The sequence below is a fragment of the Brachybacterium zhongshanense genome (assembly GCF_055385755.1).
On sequence record NZ_AP043790.1, the window covers coordinates 242,971 to 267,607 of the forward strand.

General features: G+C 70.9%; 26 protein-coding genes. 15 read left to right on the top strand and 11 right to left on the bottom strand.

Translation table 11 applies throughout. From position 1 onward, the window contains the following. Positions 1 to 14: 14 nt before the first annotated feature. From ACZ5AJ_RS00960 to fbaA, 3 genes are all read left to right on the top strand, one after another. A complete protein-coding gene (locus tag ACZ5AJ_RS00960; RefSeq protein WP_464136316.1) occupies positions 15 to 749 on the top strand; it encodes a DedA family protein in 735 nt (244 codons plus the stop codon). Continuing rightward, positions 746 to 1,378, top strand: coding sequence for a TrmH family RNA methyltransferase (locus ACZ5AJ_RS00965; RefSeq protein ID WP_464136318.1), 633 nt, complete (start codon positions 746 to 748; stop codon positions 1,376 to 1,378). Before ACZ5AJ_RS00960 ends, ACZ5AJ_RS00965 begins: the two co-directional genes overlap by 4 nt. A 198-nt stretch (positions 1,379 to 1,576) precedes the next feature. After that, on the top strand, positions 1,577 to 2,602 hold the full coding sequence (fbaA, locus tag ACZ5AJ_RS00970; RefSeq protein WP_464136320.1) for a class II fructose-bisphosphate aldolase: 1,026 nt from the start codon (positions 1,577 to 1,579) through the stop codon (positions 2,600 to 2,602). Positions 2,603 to 2,775: 173 nt separating this feature from the next. On the opposite strand, the gene ACZ5AJ_RS00975 is transcribed toward fbaA, so the two are convergent. From ACZ5AJ_RS00975 to ACZ5AJ_RS01000, 6 genes are all read right to left on the bottom strand, one after another. Continuing rightward, positions 2,776 to 3,093 (bottom strand): DUF2516 family protein, encoded by a 318-nt coding sequence (locus ACZ5AJ_RS00975; RefSeq protein WP_464136322.1) that lies wholly within the window; start codon positions 3,091 to 3,093, stop codon positions 2,776 to 2,778. A gap of 48 nt (positions 3,094 to 3,141) precedes the next feature. Continuing rightward, positions 3,142 to 4,539: an FUSC family protein gene (locus ACZ5AJ_RS00980; RefSeq protein WP_464136324.1), complete on the bottom strand. Its 1,398-nt coding sequence runs from the start codon at positions 4,537 to 4,539 to the stop codon at positions 3,142 to 3,144. Continuing rightward, positions 4,536 to 5,027, bottom strand: a complete 492-nt coding sequence (locus tag ACZ5AJ_RS00985; RefSeq protein ID WP_464136325.1) for a hypothetical protein — start codon at positions 5,025 to 5,027, stop codon at positions 4,536 to 4,538. The genes ACZ5AJ_RS00980 and ACZ5AJ_RS00985 overlap by 4 nt, the downstream gene beginning before the upstream one ends. Positions 5,028 to 5,080: 53 nt before the next feature. Continuing rightward, positions 5,081 to 6,355: a CAF17-like 4Fe-4S cluster assembly/insertion protein YgfZ gene (gene ygfZ, locus ACZ5AJ_RS00990; RefSeq protein ID WP_464136326.1), complete on the bottom strand. Its 1,275-nt coding sequence runs from the start codon at positions 6,353 to 6,355 to the stop codon at positions 5,081 to 5,083. Continuing rightward, positions 6,348 to 7,028, bottom strand: coding sequence for a heme-binding beta-barrel domain-containing protein (locus ACZ5AJ_RS00995; RefSeq protein ID WP_464136328.1), 681 nt, complete (start codon positions 7,026 to 7,028; stop codon positions 6,348 to 6,350). The genes ygfZ and ACZ5AJ_RS00995 overlap by 8 nt, the downstream gene beginning before the upstream one ends. Before the next feature lie 143 nt (positions 7,029 to 7,171). Continuing rightward, positions 7,172 to 7,921, bottom strand: coding sequence for a hypothetical protein (locus ACZ5AJ_RS01000; RefSeq protein WP_464136330.1), 750 nt, complete (start codon positions 7,919 to 7,921; stop codon positions 7,172 to 7,174). 126 nt (positions 7,922 to 8,047) lie between these two features. Here ACZ5AJ_RS01000 and mshD point away from each other — a divergent pair, with 126 nt between their 5' ends. The 10 genes from mshD (at position 8,048) to ACZ5AJ_RS01050 (ending at position 18,198) form a co-directional block, all read left to right on the top strand. Beyond that, positions 8,048 to 9,031 (top strand): mycothiol synthase, encoded by a 984-nt coding sequence (gene mshD / locus ACZ5AJ_RS01005; protein ID WP_464136332.1) that lies wholly within the window; start codon positions 8,048 to 8,050, stop codon positions 9,029 to 9,031. Next, positions 9,028 to 9,972, top strand: coding sequence for an NUDIX hydrolase (locus ACZ5AJ_RS01010; protein ID WP_464136334.1), 945 nt, complete (start codon positions 9,028 to 9,030; stop codon positions 9,970 to 9,972). Before mshD ends, ACZ5AJ_RS01010 begins: the two co-directional genes overlap by 4 nt. Positions 9,973 to 10,060: 88 nt before the next feature. Further along, positions 10,061 to 10,744 (top strand): DUF4190 domain-containing protein, encoded by a 684-nt coding sequence (locus tag ACZ5AJ_RS01015; RefSeq protein ID WP_464136337.1) that lies wholly within the window; start codon positions 10,061 to 10,063, stop codon positions 10,742 to 10,744. Between the two features lie 178 nt (positions 10,745 to 10,922). Then, positions 10,923 to 12,074, top strand: a complete 1,152-nt coding sequence (gene pstS, locus ACZ5AJ_RS01020; RefSeq protein ID WP_464136338.1) for a phosphate ABC transporter substrate-binding protein PstS — start codon at positions 10,923 to 10,925, stop codon at positions 12,072 to 12,074. A 112-nt stretch (positions 12,075 to 12,186) separates the two neighbouring features. After that, positions 12,187 to 13,233 carry a phosphate ABC transporter permease subunit PstC gene (gene pstC, locus ACZ5AJ_RS01025; protein ID WP_464136340.1) on the top strand — a complete coding sequence of 349 codons (1,047 nt, stop codon included), beginning with the start codon at positions 12,187 to 12,189 and terminating at the stop codon, positions 13,231 to 13,233. Between the two features lie 216 nt (positions 13,234 to 13,449). Next, positions 13,450 to 14,553, top strand: a complete 1,104-nt coding sequence (pstA, locus tag ACZ5AJ_RS01030; protein ID WP_464138663.1) for a phosphate ABC transporter permease PstA — start codon at positions 13,450 to 13,452, stop codon at positions 14,551 to 14,553. A 90-nt stretch (positions 14,554 to 14,643) separates the two neighbouring features. Further along, positions 14,644 to 15,429 carry a phosphate ABC transporter ATP-binding protein PstB gene (gene pstB / locus ACZ5AJ_RS01035; RefSeq protein ID WP_464136342.1) on the top strand — a complete coding sequence of 262 codons (786 nt, stop codon included), beginning with the start codon at positions 14,644 to 14,646 and terminating at the stop codon, positions 15,427 to 15,429. 106 nt (positions 15,430 to 15,535) lie between these two features. After that, complete coding sequence (locus ACZ5AJ_RS01040) at positions 15,536 to 16,492, top strand: ABC transporter ATP-binding protein (RefSeq protein WP_464136343.1); 957 nt, start codon at positions 15,536 to 15,538, stop codon at positions 16,490 to 16,492. Next, on the top strand, positions 16,489 to 17,841 hold the full coding sequence (locus tag ACZ5AJ_RS01045) for an FtsX-like permease family protein (protein WP_464136346.1): 1,353 nt from the start codon (positions 16,489 to 16,491) through the stop codon (positions 17,839 to 17,841). The genes ACZ5AJ_RS01040 and ACZ5AJ_RS01045 overlap by 4 nt, the downstream gene beginning before the upstream one ends. 33 nt (positions 17,842 to 17,874) lie before the next feature. Beyond that, complete coding sequence (locus tag ACZ5AJ_RS01050; RefSeq protein ID WP_464136347.1) at positions 17,875 to 18,198, top strand: rhodanese-like domain-containing protein; 324 nt, start codon at positions 17,875 to 17,877, stop codon at positions 18,196 to 18,198. A 9-nt stretch (positions 18,199 to 18,207) separates the two neighbouring features. Here the strand turns inward: ACZ5AJ_RS01050 and ACZ5AJ_RS01055 are convergent, their stop codons facing one another. Next, a complete protein-coding gene (locus tag ACZ5AJ_RS01055) occupies positions 18,208 to 19,008 on the bottom strand; it encodes a CPBP family intramembrane glutamic endopeptidase (protein WP_464136349.1) in 801 nt (266 codons plus the stop codon). 91 nt (positions 19,009 to 19,099) lie between these two features. Here ACZ5AJ_RS01055 and ACZ5AJ_RS01060 point away from each other — a divergent pair, with 91 nt between their 5' ends. Further along, on the top strand, positions 19,100 to 19,816 hold the full coding sequence (locus ACZ5AJ_RS01060) for an SDR family oxidoreductase (protein WP_464136351.1): 717 nt from the start codon (positions 19,100 to 19,102) through the stop codon (positions 19,814 to 19,816). Positions 19,817 to 19,910: 94 nt separating this feature from the next. Here ACZ5AJ_RS01060 and ACZ5AJ_RS01065 read toward each other — a convergent pair whose 3' ends face one another. The 3 genes from ACZ5AJ_RS01065 to ACZ5AJ_RS01075 all read right to left on the bottom strand — a co-directional run bounded on the left by ACZ5AJ_RS01065 (position 19,911) and on the right by ACZ5AJ_RS01075 (position 22,595). Then, the gene (locus tag ACZ5AJ_RS01065; RefSeq protein WP_464136354.1) at positions 19,911 to 20,279 is read right to left on the bottom strand and encodes a metal-sensitive transcriptional regulator; all 369 of its coding nucleotides are present in this window, start codon (positions 20,277 to 20,279) and stop codon (positions 19,911 to 19,913) included. Positions 20,280 to 20,281: 2 nt separating this feature from the next. Further along, on the bottom strand, positions 20,282 to 21,700 hold the full coding sequence (gene purB, locus ACZ5AJ_RS01070) for an adenylosuccinate lyase (RefSeq protein WP_464136356.1): 1,419 nt from the start codon (positions 21,698 to 21,700) through the stop codon (positions 20,282 to 20,284). A 502-nt stretch (positions 21,701 to 22,202) separates the two neighbouring features. Then, positions 22,203 to 22,595, bottom strand: a complete 393-nt coding sequence (locus ACZ5AJ_RS01075) for a phage holin family protein (RefSeq protein WP_464136359.1) — start codon at positions 22,593 to 22,595, stop codon at positions 22,203 to 22,205. Between the two features lie 268 nt (positions 22,596 to 22,863). Between ACZ5AJ_RS01075 and ACZ5AJ_RS01080 the strand changes: the two genes are divergently transcribed. After that, complete coding sequence (locus tag ACZ5AJ_RS01080; protein WP_464136362.1) at positions 22,864 to 23,967, top strand: histidinol-phosphate transaminase; 1,104 nt, start codon at positions 22,864 to 22,866, stop codon at positions 23,965 to 23,967. Here the strand turns inward: ACZ5AJ_RS01080 and ACZ5AJ_RS01085 are convergent. Next, complete coding sequence (locus tag ACZ5AJ_RS01085) at positions 23,927 to 24,610, bottom strand: hypothetical protein (RefSeq protein WP_464136365.1); 684 nt, start codon at positions 24,608 to 24,610, stop codon at positions 23,927 to 23,929. The genes ACZ5AJ_RS01080 and ACZ5AJ_RS01085 overlap by 41 nt on opposite strands. Positions 24,611 to 24,637 lie beyond the last annotated feature (27 nt).

Below are 24,637 nucleotides of genomic sequence, written 5' to 3' on the forward strand. Positions count from 1 at the left end.
CGAGGAGCCGTCGGATGAACATCGTCGAATGGGCTGTCTCCACCATGCAGCAGCTCGGGGGACCGGGCGTCGCGCTGCTGATATTCCTGGAGAACCTGTTCCCCCCGATCCCCTCCGAGGTGATCCTGCCGCTCGCGGGCGTCACCGCCGCCGGCCCCGATCACGCCTTCGCGGAGATGCTCGCCTGGTCCGTTGCCGGATCCCTCTCCGGGGCCTGGGTGCTGTACGGCCTGGGCCGACTGCTGGGCCCGACGCGTCTGCGCACCATCTTCCTGCGCATGCCGCTGATCCATGTCGACGACTACGACCGCACCGTCGAGTGGATGGACCGTCACGGGCGCAAGGGCGTGCTGCTGGGCAGGATGGTGCCGGGCGTGCGTTCGCTGGTGTCGATCCCGGCCGGCCTGTACGCCATGCCGTTCTGGATGTTCACCCTGCTCACGCTGATCGGATCGACGATCTGGAACTCGATCTTCGTGACGTTCGGATACGTGCTGGGCTCCAACTGGGTGCTCATCGAGCCGTACACCGACCTGTTCTCCCATGCGGTCTACGCGATCATCGCGATCATCATCATCGTGTGGTTCATCCGCCTGGTCCATCGGGAGGTCCGCCGCCGACGCGCGGGGCTGCCGGATCCCGACGAGGAGATCCGTGAGCACGAGCTCGGGCACGCGCACGCGCACGAGCACGCGCACGAGCACGATCGCGCGGGCGAGCGCGACCACGAGGGAGAGCGCGACGCATGAGCGTCCCCGAGCGGGAGGTCGGCGTCGGCCCGCATCCGGAGCCGTGGCCCCAGGATCCTCGCCTGGACCCGCACCTGCTCGCCGAGGGGGACCGCCGCAACGTCGAGGACCGCTTCCGCTACTGGCGGCGCGAGGCGATCGTCGCCGAGCTCGACACCCGTCGTCATGCGCTGCATGTGGCGATCGAGAACCTCGAGCACGACGCCAACATCGGCTCCATCGTCCGCACGGCGAACGCCTTCGCCGTCGGCGCCTTCCACGTCGTCGGCCGACGGCGCTGGAACCGCCGCGGCGCCATGGTCACCGACCGCTATCAGCACGAGATCCATCACCCTGACGCCGCCCATCTCATCGCCTGGGCGCACGAGCAAGGCCGGCCGCTGGTCGCCGTCGATCTCGTGCCCGGAGCCGTCCCCGTCGAGCGCGCGAGCCTTCCCGAGGACGCCGTGCTCGTGGTCGGCCAGGAAGGGCCGGGCGTCAGCGAGGAGCTGCTCGAGGCCGCCGACCTCGTCGTCGGCATCACCCAGTTCGGCTCCACGCGCTCGATCAACGTCGCCGCCGCAGCGGCCATCGCCATGCACAGCTGGGTCCTCCAGCACGCCGAGATCCCCTCCGGACCCCTGCGCTGACCTCGGCCCCCGGCCGGCGGAGGGCGGCCAGGAGAGTGGTCCGAGCCCCGCTTCCGCCGGGCCCCGTCCACGCAGGACCTCCGACAGGGGCGTGCCGCGTGTCCTGTGGAACAATGAGCGAGGACGAACGACCGTGTCCGGCGCTCCGCGCCGCGCCGCGACGTCTGATACCCCGAAGTCTGCGAAGGAGAATGCCCCATGGCAGTCGCAACCCCTGATCAGTATGCCGAGATGATCGACCGCGCGAAGGCGGGGAAGTTCGCCTACCCCGCGGTGAACGTGTCGTCCTCGCAGACCGCCATCGCGGCGCTGCGCGGCTTCGCCGAGGCGGAGTCCGACGGCATCGTCCAGGTGTCCGTGGGCGGCGCCGAGTACCTCTCCGGCTCGACCGTGAAGAACCGGGTCTCCGGCTCGATCGCCCTCGCGCAGTTCGTCACCGAGGTCGCCAAGGACTACGGCGTCACCATCGCGCTGCACACCGACCACTGCGCCAAGGAGAACCTGGCCAGCTGGGTCGAGCCCCTCATCGAGTGGGACCTCGAGAACCGCGTGAAGAAGGGCCTTGACCCGCTGTTCCAGTCCCACATGTGGGACGGCTCCGCCGTTCCGGTCGACGAGAACCTCGAGATCGCGGAGAAGCTCCTCGAGAAGACCGTCGCCGCGAAGAAGATCCTCGAGATCGAGGTCGGCGTCGTCGGCGGCGAGGAGGACGGCTACGAGGCGGACGTCGACGAGGACAAGCTCTTCTCGACCCCCGAGGACGGCCTGAAGACCGCGGCGAAGCTGGGTCTGGGCGAGCGCGGCCGCTACATCACGGCCCTCACCTTCGGCAACGTGCACGGCGTGTACAAGCCGGGCAACGTCCGCCTGACCCCGTCGATCCTGCTCGACATCCAGAAGGCCGTGGGCGAGAAGCACGGCAAGGACATGCCCTTCGACCTGGTCATGCACGGCGGCTCCGGCTCCACCCTCGAGGAGATCCGCGAGGCCGTCGACAACGGTGTCATCAAGATGAACATCGACACCGACACCCAGTACGCCTTCACCCGCCCCGCGGCCGCGCACATGTTCGAGAACTACGACGGTGTGCTGAAGGTCGACGGCGAGGTCGGCAACAAGAAGGCCTACGACCCCCGCGCCTGGGGCAAGAAGGCGGAGGCCGGCATGGCCGCCCGCGTCGTCGAGGCCTGCGAGAACCTGCGCTCGACCGGCTCCCATGCCTGAGACGGGCATCGACCGCTCCTGATCCGATCAGGGTGAGCGTGCAGGAGCCCCGGGGCGCATGCCCCGGGGCTCCTGTGCGTCGGTGGAGCGATGCTCCGGCGATCCGCAGATCAGGCGATCCGCAGACCGGGCGATCAGCAGATCAGGCGATCCGCTGATCCGGCGAGCCGGCGCTACCAGCGGTTGCCGGCGGAACGGCCCATGACCTGCTTGAGGGCGGGCAGCACGTCCGCGAGGAAGACGCCGGCGATGACGATCCCGATCAGCATGAACAGGCGCGTCGAGCCCCCGCCGATGGGATAGGGCAGGGAGAGGAAGCCCAGCAGCATCGCGACCCCGGTCAGCACTCCCCAGAACGTCTTGGAGCGCTTGCCTGCGGCGGTGTACGCGTCCGGACGGTATCGGAGCGCATTGACGAAGGCCCAGACCTCGGCGGCGAACAGGACCACGCCGAGCACGGCGAAGATCCACATCTGGATGGTGGCGATCATCGCGCCAGGATAACGGGGCGAGCACAGCTCCGGCTGACAGCGGACCGCTCAGCGTCGACGGGAGGGATCCGATCGGTCGGCGATGAGGATCTCGAGGGCCTCGGTGGTCGCCGGAGGCTCGATCGCACGCATCTCCTGTGTCAGCGGGCGCGGGCCGATGGCGTCGCCGTCGGCCGCGATAAGCAGGCTCGGCAGGAACTGCTTGGCATCCTTGGGCTCCAGCCCGGTGGCCTGCAGCAGATCCATCGCCAGAGATCTCAGCTGGATGACCAGGGTCACGCCCTCGAAGTGCCCGGCGCGTCCGGGTCGCACGCCGTTGTCGTTCCGCAGCAGCAGCTCCGGCGTCAGGTACGAGCAGAACAGGCGCAGCGAACGGCGAGCCGCGGTGAAGTCCACCTCGCTTCGGCCGACGGCGCTGCGCAGCGCCGAGACGGCGTCGCGCGCGGCGCCCAGTGCATCGGCGAGCGTCGAATGCGGATCCCCGCCGACGGCATCGAGGAAGTCGACCTCCTGACGGGAGATCACACGGATGTTGCGCATCGCCCGGTCGGAGCCGACGAGCAGATGCTGCAGGCGCCCGATGTCATCGGCATGCCGCAGGCCGCTCGGGGAGTAGGAGGCCATCTCGTCGGCGGCGTCGTTGGCGACCCGCCACTCGTCGGTGAACTTCTGGGAGGTGTCGCGGATGGACTTCAGCGCTGCTCGGGCGACCTCCGCGTCGCCCGAGCGGGCGGCGAGCGCGAGGGAGATCAGGGTGTTCTCGAGCTCCCGGTAGAAGGAGCGGGCCGCACGGCGCTGGATCTTGCGCGGGTCGCCCGACAGCAGCAGATAGATGACGATGCCGACGCCCAGGCCCGTCATCGCCTCGAGCACCCGCGCCCCCGGCGCGATCGAGGCGGCCGCCGGCATGATCATCACCAGCAGCGACTGGATCGCCATCTGGAAGCCCATCACGACGCTCTTGTCGATGAGCCGCGCGGCCATCCCCGAGATGAACACGACCACGAGGATCTGCCAGGCGCCCGGACCGATGGTGGTGCGTGCGATCTCGCCGATGAGCACGCCGAGCATCACCCCCGCACAGATCTCGAGCATCTTGCGGACCTTCTTCTCCACCGTGAACCCCACGATGATGAAGCCGACGATGGCCGCGTAGAAGGGCTGGGGATGCCCGAAGACCTGACCGCTGATGAAGTACGAGAGGGACGCGGACAGCGCCGCTCGGGCCACGGTCATCGCGTCGTGCCGGGAGCGGTCGGTGCCCTCGCGGACCCGGCGCACCAGTGCCGTCCCCATCCGCTCCGGCAGCGGGATCGCCGCTGTGGGGGCCGTGGGCGTGGCTGTGCTCGAGGTGTCCGAGGTGCTCGAGGTGCTCGAGGGCGTCCCGCCCCGGTCGTCGGGCTGCTTCTCCTGCGGTTCCTCGGCGCGACCGCTGCGGGAGGTCATGGCCGCACCGGGTCCTCGAGCCGCATCTGCAGCAGCTCGTCGATCGCGAAGGTCTCTCCGTCGCGGGCTCCGCGGCCGACGACCAGGGGAGCGAGCGAGGGCTCGGGCGTCGCGCCGCGCAGGCGCGAGCGCAGACCCCCGTCGACCCGCAGGATGTAGAAGCGGCCCTCGACGTCGATCGCGATCGAGCAGTCCTTCTTGAGATACCAGCCGCTCAGGGCCGTGCGGATGGTGCCTCCCCCGGTGTAGGGCTTCGCCCGCAGCGGGATCGGATCGATGCCTGCGGCGCGATAGCGCTCGATCGCCGCGAGGATCTTCTCGGTCGCCCGCTCATGCTCGGCCTGTCGGGCCCGACGGAGCCCCTCCTCCTGCACCGCGAACACCTCATGGCGCGTGCGGGTCCACTCGTCCTGCGCGGACTCGCCGGGCGGGGCGGTCTCCTGCCGGGCCCGGTCCTGCTGCTGATCGGCACTGCTCTCGACGCCCATGCCCTCATCATTCCAGGTCCGTCTGCACGGTGCAGGCGCTGAGGCAGGGCGCCTCAGAGCTTCGCCGTGGGCGGCCGGGATCCGTGCTCGCGCTCGACGACGATGGGCTCCTGGGTGGCGTCCAGCCAGGCATGCTCGACCTCGGAGGAGCCGTCCCCGTGAGCTGCGGGATCCTCCGTGCCGGACGCGGAGCCCGCACCGAGTCCTGTGGTGACGAGCCCGGCTCCGTCGTCGGCCCGAGCCAGCGGGACCTGCACGCTCAGCGCCGCGTCCAGGGGCACGGCGCGTCGCACGACCGCGAGGGCGATGGGGCCGAGGTCGACGTGCGTGCCCACGCTGGTGACGGTGCCGACGACCTTGCCGTCGCTGCCGCCCAGACGCACCTGCCCGCCGGCGACGACGGGGACGTCCTGGGAGCCGTCGAGGTGGAGCATGACGAGGCGGCGGGGCGGCTGGCCGAGGTTCAGCACCTTCGCGACGGTCTCCTGGCCGCGGTAGCAGCCCTTCGCGGTGTGCACGGCGGTGCGCAGCAGGTCGAGCTCGTGGGGGATCGTGCGCTCGTCGATCTCGGTGGCGGCGCGCGGACGATGGTCGGCGATGCGCAGCGCCTCCCAGGCGAGCATCCCGGCGAGCTGGTCGTCCTGCCAGGCCAGCGACTCGAGGGCGGCGGCATCGGCGATCGTCAGCACCGAGCCGACGGGGTCGGACGGGTCGGGGCCGTAGGCGAGGCCGCCCGGGGCGACGCGCGGCCAGCCGTCTGACCACACCGCGGCGGGCTCGGGCAGGCCCAGGTCGGGCAGGACCTCTGCGGCGGGGGCGAGCGCACCCAGCACGCGCAGGTCGTCGCGGTCGAGGATCTCGACGCGGGCGGCGAAGCGCATCATCTCCAGATAGCGGCGGATGCCCGCACGGCCCCCGGCATCGAGCACCAGCAGCACCGTCTCCTCGTCGGCGACGACCGCGGAGGCGAGATGCTCGACGCGACCCTGCGGGGAGAGGACGGTCAGGCTCGACCCGGTGCCGACGGGGACCGCGGTGAGCACCTGCGAGGTGATGGTCGTGAGCCAGCTGCGCGCATCGGGTCCGGACACCTCGAGCACCTCGAGCTGACCGAGGTCGACGACGGCACGGCGGCGCAGCAGGCGCCGCTGCTCGCGCAGAGGGGAGCCGTAGTGGGCGGGGACCGCGGAGTCCGGGCCCTCGCCGAGCACCGCTGCGCGCGAGCGCAGCAGCGGCCGCACCTGGCGCACCGACAGCGACCCGGTGGAGGGGGAGCCGGCGATGGAGGACTGGGGGTCGGCGGGCTGCGCGGCGGACGGGTCAGGCACGATCGAGCTCCACGGAGAGGAAGGGCACCGGGTCCTCGGCGAAGGAGCCGCCGGGCGCATGACGCTCCCACAGCCACATCAGCCGACCGCCGACGTATCCGAACATGCGCGTCTGGGTGATGCGACCGGCGCTCGACGACCCGGCTGCGCCGTCGGCCCGGGCGGATCGTGCCGCGAGCTGGATGCGGGGGCCGCGCACCTCGCCGGCCCAGACGCCGTCGACCGCGTCGGCGTCGGAGGCGAGCTCGCCGAGGGCAGAGCCGTCGAAGGAGGCGGTCAGCGCGTAGGAGACGATGCTCTCGGGCGAGCCGGGCTTGGCCTTCCGCGCACGCTCGAGGTCCTGACCGGGCAGCGGGTCGCCGACGCTCCACACGCCGCTCTCGCGCATCAGCAGAGAGCGAGCACCGCTGCCCGCTGGGGCCGGGGCAGGAGCCTCCTCCTTGGCGAAGGCGCTGGTCGGAGGCAGCGGGGCGGGCTGATCGACGACGTGGACCATGGACGTCCAGGCCAGGGTCCCGTCCTCGCGCGGAGCGCACTCCAGGGCCTGCTCGATGCGGCGGTCGCCGGCGTCGTCACCGGGACGGTGCAGCGCGCCGGACCCCGACCACGAGCCGACGAGCCAGGCCAGCGGGTACAGGGAGGACGGGAGCGAGGGGTCGAGCGGGATGGGCATCGGTGCCGGTCCCGCTCAGCGGTCGAACAGGCGGGTGAGCACCAGGGCCGCGAAGGCGAGGGTGCCCAGCCCGACGAGGACCACCAGGGCGATGAAGAACAGAGACAGGAGGGACATGGGCTCGAGTCTAGCGCCCGAGGACCTCAGAAGAGCATCGTCACGGCGAGGTGCGCGACCACGCCGACGGTCGCGACGGGACCCGCTGACACGGCCAGCGCGGCGGCGGGCTCCCGCGCGGTGAGCGAGGACCCCAGCAGCACATGGGTGCTGCCGCCGGAGACCGCGACGATCGCCCCGATCGCGATCGCGGCCAGCGGCGCCAGGCCGGTGAGCGTCATGGCCAGCCCGGTGGTGACGGCGGTGCCGACGACGATCGCGAGGGGCAGTCGCACCCGGATCCGCAGCGGCAGCGTGTTCAGCAGCAGCGTCCCCGCCAGTCCCATCGCGATGGCTGTGATGAGGGAGGTGTGCTGGGCGTCGGCCGCGCTGTCCTGCGCGAGGATCCAGGCGGAGGCGACCACGGTGACGAAGGCGCCGGCGACCGTCCCGGTGAGGGACTCGGTGAGGTCGTAGCGATGTCGGCGCAGCATCTGGTGCAGGAAGGCGGCGAAGACGCCGAGCGCCCACACGATCAGCAGCGCCGTGACGGGCTCGATGCGCGCGGGGGCGAGGAGCACCGCGAGGGCGCCGACGATCCCCGAGCCCGCCACCACCGCGCGCGTACCCTGCGGACTGGGCAGCTCGAGCAGGTCCGACCAGGCGACGCCCATGATGACGGATATCAGCATGACCTCCACGGTCATGAGGACGGGAGCGATGGGACCGGTCAGGGAGATCATTGCGAGCAGGAGCGCCAGGGCGGCACCGAGCGGGGCGCGCTCGGGAGCTGACATGGGGCCTCCATCGCCGGTCGTGGTCCAGGGGTCGCACGGCTCCGGCGGGGTGCCGGGCGCGCGTTACAGTGGCAGTCTACGAGCGCCCGCTGGTGGAGGCGGCATCGTGTGCACCGGAAGGACTCCATGATCACGACGGACGCCCTGTCCGCCGCGCAGCGTCGCGGCGTCGGCGAGCTCCTGGCCGCCGTTCTCGCGCATGACGGCGAGGGCCCTCTGGACGAGGCCGCGCGCCTTGCCCTGAGCGGCGGCGATGCCGTGCACCTGCTCCGTCTTCGCGATGATCCCGAGGGCGGGGGGAGCTCGGCGACCGCGGCGGATGCCGGCGATCCGACAGCAAGGGGATCGGTCGTGGGATATGCCTCGATCCTCCCCGACGGGACAGTGCAGGGCATGGTCGTGCCCGAGCGCCGTCGGCGCGGGCACGGCACGGCGCTGCTCGACGCCGCCCTCGCCGCCAGGCCCGACGCCGGGGTGTGGGCGCACGGTGCCCTGCCCGGGAGCCTCTCCTTCCTGACCTCCCATGGGCTGCGCGAGACCCGTCGCCTGCTGGTGATGCGGCGCGCGCTCCGTGGCCGATCAGCGCACGCGGGCGCACCCGGCCCAGCCGATCCCGCCGCGCTGCCGCCTGTCCGTCCCGCCGACGTGCCCGGCCTCCATCTGGAGACCTTCGATCCGGACCGCGACGCCGAGGACTGGATCGCGCTGAACGCCGCCGCCTTCGCCTCCCACCCGGAGCAGGGTGCGATGACGCTCGCGGACTTCGAGCGGCGCCGCTCCGAGCCCTGGTTCGACGCCGCTGATCTGCTGCTGGCCCGCGCCGACAGGGAGCTGGTCGGCTTCGTATGGACCAAGCGGGAGCAGCGCGGTGCCGAGGCGGAGACCGCCGAGATCTATGTCGTCGCCACAGCTCCCTCCGTGCAGGGCAGGGGAGTGGCGGGCCAGCTGCTGGGGGAGTCCCTCCGGCGGCTGGAGGACGACGGCGCGGCCGCCGTCGAGCTGTTCGTGGAGGGTGACAACGCCAGCGCGATCGCTCTGTACGAGCGCTGGGGCTTCGCGGTCGCCGACACCCATGTGCAGATGCGTCGGACGTCGGAGGGCCGGGGATGAGCGTCGCTCCCGGGACCCCGCTGCCCGTGCTCGCGGCCGGAGCGCTCGTCTGGCGCGAGAGGGCCGAGGGAATCCAGGTGCTCCTGGTGCACCGTCCCCGCTACGACGACTGGTCCGTGCCCAAGGGCAAGCTGGACAAGGGCGAGACGTTCCCGGCGGCCGCGGTGCGGGAGGTCGCCGAGGAGACCGGGTATCGCATACGGCTCGCGCGTCCGCTGCCGGCATCGGTGTACCTGCTCCCGGACGGGCGCACGAAGATCGTCCAGTACTGGGCCGGGACGGTGCGCGCGAAGATCGCCGCCGGTCCCGAGAACCCGCAGGAGATCGACGAGACCCGGTGGGTCGGCCTCGATGTCGCCGAGAGCCTGCTCAGCCGCCAGGGCGACCAGGTCCTGGTCTCCGCGCTGCGCCGCTTCCTCGAGGCCGACGAGCTGCGCACCGTCCCGATCGTCGTCCAGCGTCATGCGGCGGCGCTCTCGCGTGCGAAGTGGCGCAAGGGCGAGAAGAGCCGTCCGCTCAACGGCAAGGGGAAGAAGCAGGCGAAGGCGCTGCCGCCGCTGATCGACGCCTTCGATCCCGGGCGCGTGCTCTCGAGCCCCTGGGAGCGCTGCATCGCGACGGTCTCCCCGTTCGCGAAGGCCGGAGGACTGGACATCTCCACCAAGGACGCGCTGACGGAGAGCGGTCACGAGGAGCGTCCCTCGAAGACTGCTGCGATCATGGAGCGGGTGCTGGCGGAGGCACGACCGATCGTGGTGTGCACGCATCGTCCCGTGCTGCCGACGGTGATCGACGCGATCCGCGGGGTCTCGGATCGCGGTGCAGTCCTCGAGCTGCCGCGGGAGGATCCTTTCCTCGCGGCGGGCGAGGCGCTGGTGGTGCATACGACGCCGGCCAGCACGGTCGTCGCGGTCGAGCGGCATCTGCCGAACATCGGCTGAGAGGCGGGGTCGTCGGCTGACGGCGGACCGGCCGACGGCGGAGCGGACAGCATCGGACGCAGAGGACAGGGGAGAGGGAGGACGCAGGATGGACGAGCAGCCCGGGGGCGAGAACGGCTGGAGGCCTTCGCAGATGCATCGGTCCCGCGACCTCTACGGCGACGGCGGCACGTCGTCCGATGCCTACGGCGCGTCCGATCGCTACGGCCCAGCCGATCCCTACGCGACCTCGGACCCCCACGGGGCGCCTGACCCGTACGCGAGCGATCCGTATGCAGGTGCGGACCCGTATGCGACGCCGGATCCGTATGGAAGCCCGGATCCCTATGCGAGCCCGGCCCCGTACGGGAGCCGTGATCCGCTCGTCAGCGGGCCGGAGTTCAGCTCGGACTTCTCCGGCGCGGCCCCTGAGGGCCACGCGCAGCACTACGGGGCGTCGCCGGTCGCCTATCCTCCCGGCGGCGTCCACGGGAGCGGCGGATACGTCGGCCCGGGCATCTATGCCCCGCCCCCGCAGTCCACGAAGGGCCTGGTCGGCTTCATCCTGGGGCTGCTCGCGATCACCATGTGCGGAGGAGTGACCGCGCCGGTCGGTCTCGTCTTCGCGATCCTGGGGATGAAGGAGACCGCTCCGGACGCCAGACCTCCGCGCGGAGGCCGCGGTCTGACGGTCGCCGGCCTCGTCCTCTCGATCGTCGGGATGATCCCTCTCCTGGTCATGCTCGCGTACGTCGTCCTCATGATCGGCGTCGTCGCCACCCAGAGCACATGACCAATCTGTGACCTGTCCTATTTCGGGCTATGACCTGCAAGTTCATTCAACGGCAGGGGGAGTTCACCTCGCGTTCACGCCCGGGCGGGCGGCAGGTCACCTCTGCTCCCTAGCGTCCACTGCGCAAGACATCCCGAAGGAATTCCCCCGCGGGCGAAGGCCCCGGAAAGGACTCGCAGTGAACGTTCGCAAGAACAAGCTCGTCGCGCTGGCCGCCATGGGCCTCGTCGGCGGCCTCGCCCTCTCCGCCTGCGGCGGCTCCTCCGACGCCACCACCAGCGGCTCGGGCTCCGATGCGGGCTCCGGCGACAGCGCCGTCAGCGGCGCTGACTACTCGGGCCTGTCGGGAAGCCTTCCCGGCTCGGGCGCGTCCTCCGCGCAGAACGCCCAGACCGCCTGGTCCGAGACCTTCATGGGCCTCGTGCAGGCGCAGGGCGGGGACGTCAGCGTCACCTACGATCCCACCGGATCCGGCACGGGCCGCGAGCAGTTCCTCAGCGGCCAGGTCCAGTTCGCCGGCACCGATGCGGCCCTGACCGACGAGGAGCTCGCCTCCTCGACCGAGGTCTGCAACGGCGAGCAGGCCTTCGACCTGCCGATCTACATCTCCCCGATCGCCGTCGTGTTCAACATCGAGGGCGTCGACTCCCTGAACCTCACGCCCGAGGTCATCGCCCAGATCTTCGCGGGCACGATCACCAACTGGAACGACCCGGCGATCGCCGAGTCCAACCCCGACGTCGAGCTGCCCGACCTGGACATCGTCCCGGTCCACCGCTCCGACGACTCGGGCACCACCGAGAACTTCACCGAGTACCTCTCGGCCAACGCCTCCGATGCCTGGACCCATGGCCCGGTCGAGACCTGGCCCATCGACGGCGGCCAGTCCGGCGACGGCACCTCCGGCATGATCTCCACCGTCGAGGGCGGCAACGGCACCATCGGCTACGCCGACGCCTCCCAGGCCGGCAACCTCTCCATCGCAGCGATCCAGGTGGGCGAGGAGTTCGTGACCTACTCGGCCGACGCCGCCGCGAAGGCCGTCGAGGTCTCCCCGCGCGCCGAGGGCCGCGCCGACAACGACATCGTCGTGGAGCTGGACCGCACCACCACCGAGGAGGGCGCGTACCCGATCGTGCTGGTCTCCTACCTGGCGCTGTGCGGCTCCTACGCCGACGAGACCGCTGGTGAGAACGTCAAGGCGTACGCCTCGTTCATCGTCTCCGACGAGGGCCAGCAGGTCGCCGCGGAGAACGCGGGCTCGGCCCCGCTGTCCGACTCCCTCCAGGAGGAGGCGCAGGCCGCGATCGACGCGATCACGGTCGGCTGACGCTGATCCCCGATGTGCGCCGACGTGCCGCCGGGCCCGTCCAGGGTCCGGCGGCGTCGGCCTGTCCTGCCGCACTTCCCGCACCAGCCGTGATCCCCGAGGAAGGCCCCCAGTGAGCACCATCGACGCCGCGGACGACACCTCCGCGTCCCCACCTTCGCCGGAGGGGGAGGAGCAGTCCGGCTTCGCCGCCGGCGGCCGCCGCCTCGGCGACACGATATTCTCCGTCCTCAGCATCGGGTCCGGGCTCCTGATCTTCGCGACCCTCGCCGCCGTCGCCATCTTCCTCAGCGCCGAGTCCGTCCCGGCGCTGCGGGCGAGCACCGAGCTGCCCGGTCTGCTGGGCGCTGCCGAGCCCGCCTTCTCGCTGATCGAGTACACGGCGCCCCTGATCTTCGGCACCGTGCTCGCCGCGGCCCTCGCCCTGGTGATCGCGATCCCGGTCTCTGTCGGCATCGCCCTGTTCATCTCGCACTACGCGCCGCGCCGCCTGGCCTCCGCGCTGGGCTACATGATCGACCTTCTGGCCGCGGTGCCCTCGGTCGTCTACGGCCTGTGGGGCGGCGTGTGGCTGGTGCCCCGTCTCGAGCCCGTGTACGTACTGCTCAACGAGACGCTCGGCACCTTCCCCACCTGGCCCTCCTTCATCCCGTGGGTGGGCGGCGAGCCCGTGATCGCCCTCTTCGCCGGCGATCCGACGGCGCCGATGCGCAACCTCGCCTCCGCCTCCGTCGTGCTCGCGGTGATGGTGCTGCCGATCATCACCGCCGTCTCCCGCGAGGTGTTCCTCCAGACTCCGCGTCTGCAGGAGGAGGCCGCGCTCGCTCTCGGCGCCACCCGCTTCGAGGTCGTGAAGACCGTCGTGCTGCCCTTCGGGCGCAGCGGCGTGGTCGCCGCGTCCATGCTCGGGCTGGGTCGCGCGCTCGGCGAGACCATGGCCGTGCTCATGATCCTCGCCCCCGGCGCGACGTTCTCCTGGCACATCCTCGAGGTCGGCCGCCACCAGTCGATCGCCGCGAACATCGCCTCCAAGCAGGCGGAGGCCTCCGGCGTCGACATGTCCCTGCTGGTCTTCACCGGGTTGGTGCTGTTCGTCCTGACGTTCATCATCAACGCCATCGCACGCTGGATCGTCGCGCGCAGCGGCGTCAGGAGCTGAGCCCCCGTGAGCACCTCGTCCTCCGTCTCCGCCACCGGGCCCACGTCGCCCTCCACGGCAGTCCCCTCGGACGCGCGTCCGACCTCCGACGCCTCGAACGCCCGCCCGGGCAGGGGAGGCCCGTCGGGTCCTTCGGGTCCCTCCGGTCCGTCGGGCCGGTCCTCGCAGCCCGGCCCCTCCGGCCGACGGGCCCGGCGCAGCACCGACGAGCGGCGCCTGCCCGTCCACCATGCGCTGTTCACGGGTCTCGGCGCCCTCGCGCTGGCCGTCGTGATCCTGTCCGCCTTCGGCTCGCTCAGCGTCTTCGGAGTGATCCTGCTGGGCTATGTGCTGCACCTGGTCGTCGCCTACGTGTACTCGCGCCTCCGCGAGGGCCGCCGCTGGGCCGCGGACCGCGTGATGACGCTCGCCGTGGTCGGTGCCTTCGCGATCGCCATGTTCCCGCTGCTGTCGCTGCTGTGGGAGGTCGTCGGCCGCGGTCTGGTGCGGATCGTCCGCGCCGCGCCGACGCCGTTCGCCTTCTGGACCACCGACATGTCCGGCATCATCGGCGGCGCCGACGCGGGCGGTGTCCTCCACGCCACCATCGGCACGCTGCTGATCACCCTGTGGGCCTCGCTGATCTCCATCCCGATCGGGCTGTTCACGGCGATCTTCCTGGTCGAGTACGCCGACACCGGATGGAAGCGCACCCTCGGCAAGGGCGTCATCTTCCTCGTCGACGTCATGACCGGCATCCCCTCCATCGTCGCGGGCCTGTTCGGCCTGTCGCTGTTCCTGGTCTTCCTGCCCGACCAGAGCGTGCGCATGGGCATCATGGGCTCGGTCGCCCTGTCGCTGCTGATGATCCCGACGGTGGTGCGCTCGAGCGAGGAGATGCTGCGCCTGGTCCCGCTGGACCTGCGGGAGGCCGCCTACGCTCTGGGCGTGCCCAAGTGGTTGACCATCGTCCGCGTCGTCCTGCGCACTGCGATCGCAGGTCTGACCACCGGCATCACGCTCGCGATCGCCCGAGTCATCGGCGAGACCGCGCCGCTGCTGCTGACCGTCGGCATGGTCACCTCCGTCAACTGGGACATGTTCGACGGACGCATGGCGACGCTCCCCACCTACATCAACCAGCAGTACCGCAACGGCAACGCCAACTGCATGAGCGACACCGTCACCAACCCGATCGACGGCACGGTCTACGCCTGCTCGATCACCACCAACCTGGACCGCGCCTGGGCCGCCGCCCTGACGCTGATCCTCATCGTGATGATCCTGAACGCCATCGCCCGACTGATCAGCTACTACTTCTCCCCGAAGCTCAGCCGCTGAGCGGGCGTCGCGCCCCGCCGACCCGGCGGACCCGCGACGACCGCGAGACGCCCCGGCGAGCCCGAGACGCACCCTTCGAAAGGACCACAGATGGCAGCCCCCCAGCCCATCACCGTCGAGGACCTGAACATCTACTACGGCGACTTCCTCGCCGTCGAGGATGTCAACGTCCAGATCGCACCCCGCTCGGTGACGGCCCTCATCGGCCCCTCCGGCTGCGGCAAGTCGACCTTCCTGCGCACCCTGAACCGCATGCATGAGGTCATCCCCGGCGCCCGCGCCGAGGGCATGGTCGAGATCGACGGCCAGGACATCTACGGCTCCGGCGTGGATCCCGTGAACGTCCGCCGTCGCGTCGGCATGGTCTTCCAGAAGGCCAACCCGTTCCCCACCATGTCCATCCGGGACAATGTGCTGGCGGGCGTGAAGCTCAACAACCGTCGCATCGCCAAGGCGGACGCCGACGAGCTCGTCGAGACCTCCCTGCGCGGAGCCAACCTCTGGAACGAGGTCAAGGACCGCCTCGACAAGCCCGGCATGGGTCTCTCCGGCGGTCAGCAGCAGCGCCTGTGCATCGCCCGCACCATCGCCGTGCGCCCCGAGGTGGTCCTCATGGACGAGCCCTGCTCCGCCCTGGACCCCATCTCCACGCTCGCGATCGAGGACCTGATCCACGAGCTCAAGGAGTCCTACACGATCGTCATCGTCACCCACAACATGCAGCAGGCCTCTCGCGTCTCCGACAAGACCGGCTTCTTCAACATCGCCGGAACCGGCAAGCCCGGGCATCTCATCGAGTTCGACGACACCGAGAAGATGTTCACCAACCCCGACAACAAGCAGACCGAGGACTACATCTCCGGTCGCTTCGGGTGATCCTCGCCCGCCAGGGCGACGTGTACGACCACGGGATGACGATCGCCGACGAGGATCGATCCCGGGACCGACGCGGAAGGAGCGGCATCCGTCGGATCCTCGAGGCATGACCAGCACGATGCCTTCGAAGAATCCTTCACCGAGCGGTGCGTTCCCCGCCCCGGATCCGACGAGCTCCCCGGACCCGACGACCGCCCCGACGGGCCGCGCGGGCCAGCCCGGCCCCGCCGCGCACCCCGGATACGCGCCCGCCGCACCCGTCGCCGTGCTCAGCGCCCGCGCGCTGATCAAGGACTACGGCGACGACAGGGGCGCGAGCCCGGACGCGCGCACGAGGGCGCTCGATGGCGTCGACCTCGACGTGGGGCGCGCGGAGTCCATCGCCATCATGGGACCGTCCGGATGCGGGAAGACGACGCTGCTGCACGTGCTCGCCGGCATCCTCCAGCCGACCAGCGGCGTCGTCCGCCATGACGGTCGTGACCTGGCGGCGCTCAAGGACCGCGAGCGCACCCGGCTGCGGCGCAGCGACTTCGGCTTCGTCTTCCAGGACGGCCAGCTGCTGCCCGAGCTGACGGCTCTCGAGAACGTGATCCTCCCGAGGATGCTCGCCGGCGTCCCCCGCCGCGCGGCGACCTCGGAGGCCCGCATGCAGCTGGACCGCCTGGGCCTCGCGGGCATGCACGGGCGCAGGCCGGGCCAGCTCTCCGGCGGACAGGCGCAGCGCGTGGCCATCGCCCGTGCGCTCGCCGGGAACCCGCAGGTCGTCTTCGCCGACGAGCCCACCGGCGCTCTCGACCAGGCCACCGGCCATCAGGTCCTCGCGGTGCTCACGGAGGCGTGCCGCAGCACCGGCGCGAGCCTCGTGATGGTCACGCACGACGCCTCGGTGGCCTCCTTCTGCCGACGCACCGTCGCCATGCGCGATGGTCGCATCGACCGCGAGTTCCATCGGCCGGACGAGCGGCCCCGCACGGCCGGCGGGATCGGCGCAGCCGGCGGGCTCGGCACGGCCGGCGGGCTCGGCACGGCCGACGGGCAGACCGCCGGGGGTGCGCGATGAGGCCGCTGCTGTCCGCCGCCCCTCTGCTCCTGCGCCGACGGGTGGCGATCGCCGATGCTCTGCCGGTGATCGCCTTCGCCGCCTCGACCGCGATCATCGCCACGGTGCTCGGCGGTGCGCTGGCCTTCATCGGGCGCCTCCCGACCGGGGACGCGGCCATGGCGACCACCGGGGAGGACTCCGTCATCGGGTTCCTCGTCATCTGCGCGGTCACCGCGACCGCGCTGCTGGTCCCGAGCGCGGTGTCCTTCGGCGGCGCCGCCGCCCGTCTGTCGCTGTCCCGACGCGAGAAGGACATGGCCGCCATGCGCCTGGTCGGGGGCACGACGGCGCAGGTCGGCGGAATCGCCCTCGCGGACGTCGCCGGGCAGGCGCTGCTGGGCGGAGTGATCGGCGTGGGGATCCACCTCGCCGTCGTCCCACCGCTGACCCTGCTCGACTTCGGCATCACCCCCTTCACCGCAGCGGAGCTGATGATGTCCTGGTGGGCATATCCGCTGGTCGTCGTCGGCCTGGTCGTCATCGCGCTGGGATCGGCGGCGGTCGCCCTGACGAACATCGTGCTCAGCCCGCTCGGTGTGGCCCGCGCTTCGCGCACCGTGCGCATGTCGATGCTGCGCATCGGCGTGTTCGGCGGTCTCGTGGTGCTGCTGTTCGCCGCGATGCAGTTCCTCACGGCCATCGCGTACGCCAGCACGGCGATCGCCATCGGGATGCTCATCGTCCTGGTCGCCGCCGTGGTCGCCGCTGTCAACGTGATCGGACCGCTGACGGTGTGGCTGGTGGCCAGGGCGATCGCCCGCTCCGCGCACAGCCCGGCCCTGCTGGTGGGTGCCCGCCGGCTCGCCGCCGACCCCCGCGCCGGCTGGCGTGCCGTCTCCGGCATCACCTTCGCACTGGTGGTCGCGGGCCTGCTGACCTTCCTCACCTCGCTCGGGGAGGCGACGAACCCCGAGGAGGCCATGATGAACACCGCCATGACCACCGGAGGCCTGCTGACCCTCGCGATCGCCGCGGTGCTCGCCGGGGTGTCCGTCGGCGTCTCCCAGACCGCTCGGGTGATCGACAACGGCCCGGTGCTGCGTGCCCAGCACATCTCCGGGGCGCAGGTCTCGCAGCTGCACCGGGCCCGGCTCGCGGAGATCGCGATCCCGGTGGTGCTCAGCTCGATCCTCGCCACGGGCACCACCCTGCTGGTGTTCCTCGCGGTGCTCGGTGGGGTCTCCAAGGATCCGGCCGGACTGATCATGTACGTCCTGTGCGTGATCGGGGCGTACGCCCTCGTGATCGGCGGGATGCTGGTCTCAGCCCCGCTCGTGCGACGGGAGGCCCTGCTGGTCGCGGGCTGAGCGTGCCGGGCGGGGCGGCGCTAGGCTGGATCCATGGACATCCAGAGCATCGCCCCGACCGAGCTGCCCGAGGGCGCCCAGCTGATCGATGTGCGCGAGCAGGACGAATGGGATGCCGGCCATGCTGCGGCCGCCCAGCACCTGCCGGCCTCGACCCTGATGGAGCACCTGGACGAGCTGCCGGAGGACGGCGACCTGTACATCGTCTGCCGATCCGGCGGTCGCAGCTACCAGGTCTCCCAGTGGCTGAACGCCAACGGCTACGAGGCCATCAACGTCGTCGGCGGCATGGACCTGTGGTTCGAGTCCGGTCTGCCGATCGTCTCCGACGGCGACGCGGAGCCCTTCGTCCTCTGAGGGGGACCGTCACAGGCCGAGCGCGTCCTTGAGCAGCGCATAGCCGACGAACGCGAAGACGTCGATGATCGTGTGCGCGATGACCAGCGGCATCGTGCGGCGGGTGCGCCGATACCACTCGGCGAAGACGAGCCCCATGACCAGGTTCGCGAGCCCCGGTCCGATGCCCTGGTAGGTGTGGTAGGCGCCGCGCAGCAGGGCGGAGGCGAGGACGATGCGTCGGCCCGACCAGCCCAGGCGCTCGAGCCTCTGCGTCAGATATCCGACGACGATGACCTCCTCGAGCAGGCCGTTCCTCAGGGCCGCGAGGATGAGCACCGGGACCGTCCACCAGTGGGCGTCCAGTGCCGCCGCGATGACGTCGACGGTGATGCCGATCTGGCGTCCGACCAGATAGAACGCGAGCCCGGGGATGCCGATGGCCGCGGTGATGGCGAGCCCCTGCAGCAGGTCCCTGCCCGGTCGGGCCAGGTCCAGCCCCAGGTCCGCGAGGGCCGGGCGCATGCCGCCCGCGGTCGCCGCGAGCAGGAGCACGACGAGCGCGACCGGGACGAGGCTGAAGCCGATCGACAGCAGCTGGTACAGGAGATCGGTCCACGGGGTGTCGCTCAGGGACTGGTTCAGCGCGGCGCTCTGCTCCGACAGCGGCCCGGCCAGCAGCGCCTGGACCAGATCGATCAGCGAGTACATGGCGCTGCGGCCCAGCGACAGCCCGAGCACGACGAGGATCTCCGCATACAGCCAGATGCGGGTCACCTGCCAGACGGCGACGGGGCGGGTCGGATCAGCGGAACCGGTCGTGGTCTCCATGGCGGAATGCTCCCATCTCCGGCCCCAGGGCATGCCGTCATCCCTGCCGCAGGGCATGCCGTGCGTCGCCGACCATGGCACACTCGCGGGCATGATCGATCCGTCGTCCGACCGTCCTGCCGTCCTCGTCACCGGTGCCACCCGCGGGATCGGCCTCGCCGTGGCCCGCGAGCTCGCCGCAGACCATCATCTGATCCTCGGCGGCCGACGCGGCGAGGACCTCGCCGAGCTCGTCGCGGAGCTGCCGTCGGCCGAACCGTTCGTCGTAGAGCTCACCGATCACGCGGCGCTCACGTCGGCTGTCGGGGATCTCGACCTCGAAGGGCGCTCTCCCACGGGGCTCGCGGGCGTCGTCCATTCCGCGGGGATCCTGGTCAGCGGGCGGGTCGACGAGCTCGATGCCGACGACTGGGCTCGCTCCTTCGCTGTGAACGTCACCGCGGTCGCCGATCTGACGCGTCTGCTGCTGCCGGCGCTGCGGCGCGCCCGCGGCACCGTCGTCACCATCAACTCCGGGTCGGGCTACACCGCGGGCCCCGGGGGCGGTGCCTACAGCGCCTCGAAGTTCGCGCTGCGGGCCCTGACCGATGCGCTGCGCGCCGAGGAGCGAGGCAACGGGGTCCGGGTCAGCTCGATCCATCCCGGCCGCACCGCGACCGACATGCAGAAGGAGCTGCGCTCCTTCGAGGGCGGGGAGTACCGCGAGGGCGACTACATGGACCCGGCCTCCGTCGCCGCGACGGTCGGTCTCGCGCTGCGGCTCCCGGCCGACGCCGCGATCGACGCGCTCTCGGTCCGTCCCCGGTGACAGGCCCGTCCCCGCTGACGGGCCCGTCCCCGCTGACGGGCCCGTCCCCGCTGACGGGCACGGGCGGCCGTCGGCCGCGAACCGCCGCGGTCGGTCACTTCATGAGCCGCTTGACCGCCGCCATGATCTCGTCCATCTTGCGGTCCAGCTCCTCGCGGTCCCCGGAGGTCGCCGCGTCGTGCACGCAATGGTGGATGTGGTCGTCCACCAGACCCAGCGCCACCGACTGCAGCGCCTTCGTCACGGCGGAGATCTGCGTGAGGACGTCGATGCAGTAGGCGTCCTCCTCGACCATCCGCTGCACGCCCCGGACCTGACCCTCGACCAGCTTCAGCCGTCGGAGGTAGGCGGCCTTCCCGTCGCGGTACCCGGGATCGCCCTGGGTTCCGTGGTCGCCATGGGCGCAGGCCGTCGCCGTCTCGGGCGTCGTCGTGCGCTCCTGCTCCGGCTCGTGCGCAGCCATGCTCAGGCCTGCGCGTTCTCGTCCAGGCGGCCGACGATGTCGGCCGCGTAGCCGACGTACGAGGCCGGCGTCAGAGCCAGCAGACGGTCGCGCTCGGCATCCGGCAGGCCGAGGCCGTCGATGAACTCGCGCATGCCCTCGCCGGTGACCCTCTGGCCGCGGGTGAGCTCCTTGAGACGCTCGTAGGGGTTGTCCAGCCCCTCGTGACCCTGCACGCCGAGGGTCCGCATGACCGACTGGACGGCCTCTCCGAGCACCTCCCAGTTGCCGTCGAGGTCCGCAGCCATCGCGTCGGCATCGACGTCGAGGCCCGCGAGCCCCTTGACGATGTTGGAGATCGCCAGCAGCGAGTGGCCGAAGGCGGGGCCGACATTGCGCTGCGTGGTGGAGTCGGTGAGGTCGCGCTGCAGCCTCGAGGTCACGAGCGTCTGACCGAGCACGTCGAAGAGGGCGCCCGAGATCTCGAGGTTCGCCTCGGCGTTCTCGAAGCGGATCGGGTTGACCTTGTGGGGCATCGTAGAGGAGCCGGTGCCGCCCTGCGCGGACAGGCGCTGACGGAAATAGCCCAGGGAGATGTACGTCCACACGTCGGTCGCGAGGTTGTGCAGGATGCGGCCGGCGCGCGCGACATCGGCATACAGCTCGGCCTGCCAGTCATGGGACTCGATCTGCGTGGTGATCGGGTTCCACGTGAGCCCCAGGTGCTCGACGAAGGTGCGGGACACCTCCTGCCAGTCGGCCGACGGGACGGAGATCGCGTGAGCGGCATAGGTGCCGGTCGCGCCGTTGATCTTGCCGAGGAACTCATCGGCGGCGATGCGGCGGATCTGCCGGCGCAGGCGATGGACGAACACCGCGAGCTCCTTGCCGAGGGTCGTCGGGGTCGCCGGCTGCCCATGCGTGCGCGAGAGCATCGGCACCTCGGCGGTCTCGCGGGCGAGGTCGGCGAGCTGGTCGGTGGCGCCGACGAGCGCGGGCAGCCACACGTCCTCGACGGCGCCCTTGACCATGAGCGCGTAGGAGAGGTTGTTGACGTCCTCGGAGGTGCAGTAGATGTGCACGATCTCCGCGAGCGGCTCGAGGGAGGTGCCGGCGAGGCGGCGCTTGATGTAGTACTCGACGGCCTTGACGTCGTGCACCGTCTCCTTCTCGATCTCCGCATGCTCGGCGATGCCCTCGGCCCCGAAGTCCTCGGGGATCGCCCGCAGCAGCGCCCGCTCCTCATCTGTGAGCGTGCGCAGACCCGGGATGACCTCGTTGTCGAGCAGGTGGATGACCCACTCGGTCTCCACCACCAGGCGGGCGCGGTTCAGGGCCGCCTCGGACAGGTGGTCGACCAGCGGCGCGACCTGCGAGCGGTAGCGCCCGTCCAGCGGGGTCAGGGCGATCGGGGGAGTGATGTCCGCGAAGGAGTGAGCCATGGACGCCATTGTTCCATCCGCAGCACCCGATCCGTCCTGCGGTCCTCACAGCGGGAACTGCCGGGCGCTGCCCTGGGCGGTGCGGCCCTGGGCGGTGGTGGGCCTGGGTGGTGCGGCCCTAGGTGGTGGTGGGCCTGGGTGGTGGTGGGCCTGGGTGGTGGTGGGTCTGGCTCCGGTCGGTGCGGCTCCGGGTGGTGCGGTACCGGGTGGTGGGGTTTCGGGAGGTGCGGATCTGGACGGCCTGGCCTCGATCAGCGCGTCAAGCCCGGCGGCGGGACACAGTGTCCATGATCGGTAGCTGAGCGGCAGATGCCCTGCTCTATGCGAGGCAGCTGCCGCTCACCTGCCGATTGCTGCCAGACCTGCCGAGTCCAGCCAGACCTGCCGAGTCCAGCCAGGCCTACCGATTGCTGCCACACCTGCCGAGTCCAGCCAGACCTGCTGGTGCTGGTGCTGATGTCGGTGGTGCTGATTGCTCAGCGCCAGCTGCTGGGCCGATGCCTCAGCGGTCGGAGTCCTCCCCGAGCCCGGTCACGGCTTCGACGATCGAGGAGAGGATGCCGATGATGATGCCCGCCAGCAGGGCCCACCAGAAGGTGTCGAACTCCAGGGTCAGGTCGAACAGGCCCGATACCCAGCCGGCCAGCAGGAGCATGAGAGTGTTCACGACCAGCTGGAACAGGCCGAGCGTCACGCAGGTGATGGGGAAGGCGAGGAAGGACAGGATCGGGCGGACGATCGTGTTGATGAGTGCCACGATGAGCGCGATGACGCCGATCGTGAGCACCTGGGTGAGCAGGGTGGCGCTGTCGTCGCCCAGGTGCATCCCGGGCAGGATCAGGGCGGTCACCCACAGCGCCAGGCCGGTGACGATGATGTGTCCGAGGAATCGCATGGCCCCATCCTTCCATCCGGAACGGACCGCAGGCAGGGGGAGGAGGGCCACGGTCTCAGGGCGGGTGCGGCGACGGGCGCGCTGATCCGCTCGTCGGAAGCACCTCTCGGTCAGCTCGGAAGCTGCACCAGGTCAGCTCGGAAGCCGCACCAGGTCAGCTCGGAAGGATCTCTCCCACGTCGAGAAGGCTTCTCCACCAGGTCGGGAAGGCGTCTCCACCAGGTGGGCGAGCCGCTGTGCGTGTGCCCGCCGGGAATACGCTGAGACCATGACCCCTGAGCAGCATCCTGTCGAGTCCGTCCGTCTTCGCCCTGCGCTGGAGAAGCTTCCCGCGTATGTCGCGGGACGTCGGGCGGCCGACGATGGGACGCGCCACTTCAAGATCTCCTCCAACGAGTCGCCGTTCCCGCCGCTGCCCGCGGTGCGGGAGGCCGCGATCGCCGCGCTCGAGGGATCCAACCGGTATCCGGACATGGCCGCGCTCGAGCTGCGCGAGGCGCTCGGCGCCGAGCACGGTGTGGATCCTGCGCAGATCTGCCTGTCCACCGGGGCTGTCGCCGTCACCGGTGATCTCGTGCGGGCCGTCGTCGGCGAGGGAGACGAGGTGGTCCACGCGTGGCGGTCGTTCGAGGCCTACCCGATCCTCGTCGGCTCCCATGGCGGCACCTCTGTCCCGGTCCCGTTGACCGAAGGGCATGAGCACGACCTCGAGGCCATGGCCGCCGCCGTCACCGAGCGCACGCGCCTGGTGATCCTGTGCACGCCGAACAACCCGACCGGACCGTCGTTGACCACCGAGCAGGTCGAGGGCTTCCTCGCCACGGTGCCCGCGGACGTCGTCGTCGCGATCGACGAGGCTTACCGGGAGTTCCATGACCCCGAGACGGTCCTGGACAGCGCCTCGCTGTTCGCCCGGCACGGCAACGTGGTGCTGCTGCGGACCTTCTCGAAGATGCAGGGCCTGGCGGGTCTCCGCATCGGCTACGCGATAGCGCATCCGCGCCTCGCCGCCGGGCTCTCCCAGGTCACCGTCCCCTTCGGATCGAACCTGCTGGCTCAGGCCGCGGCGCTCGCGACTCTGCGTCCCGAGGTCCGGGAGACCCTCGACGGGCAGGCTGCATGGATCCGCTCCGAGCGGGACCGGGTCGCCTCCGCGCTCGCCGAGCAGGGCTGGGATGTGCCGGCTTCGCAGGCGAACTTCGTGTACTTCCCGCTGGGGGATCGCAGTGCGGAGTTCGTCGCCTTCGCCGACGAGCGCGGCCTGGTCCTGCGCGGCTACGGCGCCGACGGCGTGCGGGCGACGATCGCGGAGGAGGAGGCGTCGGACCTGCTCATCGAGGTCGCCGGGGAGTGGCTCCGCTCCCGCTCCTGATCTCGGGGACCTGATCGCGGTCCTCCTTGCGGATCTCGTTGCGGATCTCGACGACCCGGCTGCCGGCCAGCAGGTCGTGAGGGCCGCGACCGCTGCCGCGCAGGCACGTCACCGCCATGGCACCGATCATCGCGTAGGTGACGACGGCGGCCCCGCGGGCCAGGAGGTCGCCGTCCTCGAAATCGCCCCGGATCGCGCTGATGGTCGTCATGTGACCGGCCTGCCAGGGGACGGCGATCTTGATCGTGCTGCGGATGAGCGCCCGTCCCAGGGAGAGCGGACGTCCACCGTCGGCTCTCGTCCAGTCGACTTCCGTCCTGTCGACTTCCGTCCTGTCGGTTCTCGTCCTGTCGACTTCCGTCGGAGGTGCTCCGCCTGACGCGGCGGGCATGCGTTCGACCTGCAGGCCCATCCTCCGCTTCCCCCAGGTGGCGCGGTGCGGCCCGGCCTCGGCACGGGCCGCGATGACGGCCGCGACGATCGGAGGTATCGAACTCACGAGAAGCGGATAGCTTCGGCTCCTGCCGAGGTCGGTGAGCCTGACGACGGCGATCCCGGCGGGCACCAGGGCCGCCGGGATCGCCAGGTACCCGACGCAGTCCAGCAGGTACCCGGTGACACGACGACCCACGAGCGGGTGCATGCGGACAGTGAATCACAGCACAGGCGC

Bases quoted from the DNA above. Each gene is read 5' to 3' on its own strand.
- fbaA (WP_464136320.1), top strand. From the start codon at position 1,577: ATGGCAGTCGCAACCCCTGATCAGTATGCCGAGATGATCGACCGCGCG.
- ACZ5AJ_RS01085 (WP_464136365.1), bottom strand. From the start codon at position 24,610: ATGCACCCGCTCGTGGGTCGTCGTGTCACCGGGTACCTGCTGGACTGC.
- ACZ5AJ_RS00980 (WP_464136324.1), bottom strand. From the start codon at position 4,539: ATGACCTCCCGCAGCGGTCGCGCCGAGGAACCGCAGGAGAAGCAGCCC.
- ACZ5AJ_RS00995 (WP_464136328.1), bottom strand. From the start codon at position 7,028: ATGCCCATCCCGCTCGACCCCTCGCTCCCGTCCTCCCTGTACCCGCTG.
- ACZ5AJ_RS01000 (WP_464136330.1), bottom strand. From the start codon at position 7,921: ATGTCAGCTCCCGAGCGCGCCCCGCTCGGTGCCGCCCTGGCGCTCCTG.
- mshD (WP_464136332.1), top strand. From the start codon at position 8,048: ATGATCACGACGGACGCCCTGTCCGCCGCGCAGCGTCGCGGCGTCGGC.
- ACZ5AJ_RS01075 (WP_464136359.1), bottom strand. From the start codon at position 22,595: ATGCGATTCCTCGGACACATCATCGTCACCGGCCTGGCGCTGTGGGTG.
- ACZ5AJ_RS01065 (WP_464136354.1), bottom strand. From the start codon at position 20,279: ATGGCTGCGCACGAGCCGGAGCAGGAGCGCACGACGACGCCCGAGACG.
- ACZ5AJ_RS00960 (WP_464136316.1), top strand. From the start codon at position 15: ATGAACATCGTCGAATGGGCTGTCTCCACCATGCAGCAGCTCGGGGGA.
- ACZ5AJ_RS01080 (WP_464136362.1), top strand. From the start codon at position 22,864: ATGACCCCTGAGCAGCATCCTGTCGAGTCCGTCCGTCTTCGCCCTGCG.
- ACZ5AJ_RS01060 (WP_464136351.1), top strand. From the start codon at position 19,100: ATGATCGATCCGTCGTCCGACCGTCCTGCCGTCCTCGTCACCGGTGCC.
- ACZ5AJ_RS01010 (WP_464136334.1), top strand. From the start codon at position 9,028: ATGAGCGTCGCTCCCGGGACCCCGCTGCCCGTGCTCGCGGCCGGAGCG.
- purB (WP_464136356.1), bottom strand. From the start codon at position 21,700: ATGGCTCACTCCTTCGCGGACATCACTCCCCCGATCGCCCTGACCCCG.
- ACZ5AJ_RS00965 (WP_464136318.1), top strand. From the start codon at position 746: ATGAGCGTCCCCGAGCGGGAGGTCGGCGTCGGCCCGCATCCGGAGCCG.
- ACZ5AJ_RS01040 (WP_464136343.1), top strand. From the start codon at position 15,536: ATGACCAGCACGATGCCTTCGAAGAATCCTTCACCGAGCGGTGCGTTC.
- ACZ5AJ_RS01055 (WP_464136349.1), bottom strand. From the start codon at position 19,008: ATGGAGACCACGACCGGTTCCGCTGATCCGACCCGCCCCGTCGCCGTC.
- ACZ5AJ_RS00975 (WP_464136322.1), bottom strand. From the start codon at position 3,093: ATGATCGCCACCATCCAGATGTGGATCTTCGCCGTGCTCGGCGTGGTC.
- ACZ5AJ_RS01050 (WP_464136347.1), top strand. From the start codon at position 17,875: ATGGACATCCAGAGCATCGCCCCGACCGAGCTGCCCGAGGGCGCCCAG.
- ACZ5AJ_RS01045 (WP_464136346.1), top strand. From the start codon at position 16,489: ATGAGGCCGCTGCTGTCCGCCGCCCCTCTGCTCCTGCGCCGACGGGTG.
- ACZ5AJ_RS00985 (WP_464136325.1), bottom strand. From the start codon at position 5,027: ATGGGCGTCGAGAGCAGTGCCGATCAGCAGCAGGACCGGGCCCGGCAG.
- pstB (WP_464136342.1), top strand. From the start codon at position 14,644: ATGGCAGCCCCCCAGCCCATCACCGTCGAGGACCTGAACATCTACTAC.
- ACZ5AJ_RS01015 (WP_464136337.1), top strand. From the start codon at position 10,061: ATGGACGAGCAGCCCGGGGGCGAGAACGGCTGGAGGCCTTCGCAGATG.